The following is a 1608-nucleotide window of genomic DNA, read 5'->3' as shown; positions in this document are numbered from 1 at the left end:
CTGGGCCGGGCACCGTCCGAGGCCTGGTTACGGCCGTCACGTAATATTCACCCGGCGCACAGTCTTTTTGATTATGCTGGAAGCATGGATGAAAACCATGCCGCCGCCGCGTTCACTGCCCTGGGCCAAGCCACCCGCCTTGACGTGATGCGAGCCCTGCTGCTCGCGGGCCCATCGGGCATTCCGGCCGGCGACCTCGCCGAGCGTTTGCGCGTCCCGCCCTCGACCCTGTCATTCCATCTCCGCGCCCTGGAAGGTGCCGGCCTGGTCGCCGCAACACGGCAGGGGCGCAACCTCATCTACGCGGCACAGCTCGCCGTCCTGCGCAGCCTCATCGCATTCCTCGCGGACGCCTGCTGCGGCGGCGAACCCGAGCGCTGCGGCGACCTGCACCGATTGCTCGATACCCCCCTGGAGAGATCCGCGATGACCGCGCCGCCCACGGTGTTCAACGTGCTGTTCCTCTGCACCCACAATTCGGCCCGGTCGATCATGGGCGAGGCCATCCTGTCGAAGATCGGACGCGACCACTTCCGTGCCTTCTCCGCCGGTTCCAGCCCGTTCGAGAACGGGCCGCTGCCGGAGGTCATCTCCCAACTCAAGGCGCTGGGCCACGACGTCTCCGGCCTCCGCTCGAAATCCTGGGACGAGTTCACCGGGCCGGACGCGCCGCGGATGGATTTCGTCATCGCGCTCTGCGAGACGCTGGCCGGGCAGGTGTGCCCCGACTTCGGCGAGACGACGGTCACGGCGGCCTGGCCGCTGCCGGACCCGGCGAAGTTCACCGGCAACGCCGCCGAGCGGGCGACACTGCTCAACGAGCTCTACGCCGCGCTGCGGCGCCGGCTCGAGATCTTCGTCAGCCTGCCCTTCGCGACGCTCGACAGGATGGCCCTGAAGGCAAGGCTGGACGACCTCGCGCAGCCGCACGCGCTCGCACGCTGATGCCGGCAGGAGAGGACGCAAGAATGAGGGTCGGCATCAACGGCATGGGGCGCATCGGGCGGCTTGCCCTGCGCGCCGCGATGGGCGCTGCCGAGCGGGCGGAGGACGACCCGCGCCGGGCGAATCGCCTCGACGTCGTGCATCTGAACGAGATCAAGGGCGGGGCACCGGCCATCGCGCATCTGCTGCAGTTCGACAGCGTGCAGGGCCGCTGGCGCGCGCCGATCGAGGCGGAGGACAATACCGCCATCGCCATCGGCAACCGCCGCCTGACCTACAGCGAGCACGCCAAGCCCGCCGAGATCCCCTGGGGCGATCTCGGCGTCGATCTCGTGCTGGAATGCACGGGGAAGTTCCTGTCGCCAGAGACGCTGCAGGGCCATCTCGACCGTGGCGCGAAGCGGGTGATCGTCGCCGCACCCGTGAAGTTCGACAGCGTGCTGAACGTCGTCGTCGGCGTGAACCAGGCGCTCTACGATCCGGCGCGGCACCCGATCGTCACCGCGGCGTCCTGCACCACCAACTGCCTGGCGCCGGTGGTGAAGGTGGTGCACGAGGCGATCGGCATCCGCCATGGCCAGATCACCACCATCCATGACCCGACCAACACCAACGTCGTCGTCGATGCGCCGCACAAGGATCTGCGGCGTGCGCGCTCGGCCA

The 1608-nt window shown here is 68.8% G+C and carries 2 protein-coding genes; both read left to right on the top strand.

Going from position 1 to position 1608, the window contains the following annotated elements:
- The first annotated feature begins 84 nt into the window (after window positions 1–84).
- On the top strand, window positions 85–945 hold the full coding sequence (locus tag GXW74_RS27705; protein WP_211850157.1) for a metalloregulator ArsR/SmtB family transcription factor: 861 nt from the start codon (window positions 85–87) through the stop codon (window positions 943–945).
- A 23-nt stretch (window positions 946–968) separates the two neighbouring features.
- Window positions 969–1608 (top strand): glyceraldehyde 3-phosphate dehydrogenase NAD-binding domain-containing protein (locus GXW74_RS27700; protein WP_272877382.1); only part of this gene is annotated, 640 nt, incomplete at its 3' end.

Origin of the sequence: Neoroseomonas eburnea, assembly GCF_018129005.1 — a bacterium.
In the GTDB taxonomy this organism is placed as follows: domain Bacteria; phylum Pseudomonadota; class Alphaproteobacteria; order Acetobacterales; family Acetobacteraceae; genus Neoroseomonas; species Neoroseomonas eburnea.
Note: the sequence above shows the minus strand (reverse complement) of the source record. Positions and strands in the feature narration are given on the sequence as shown.

Coding starts and splice junctions, on each gene's coding strand:
- GXW74_RS27705 (WP_211850157.1), top strand. CDS start 85: ATGGATGAAAACCATGCCGCCGCCGCGTTCACTGCCCTGGGCCAAGCC.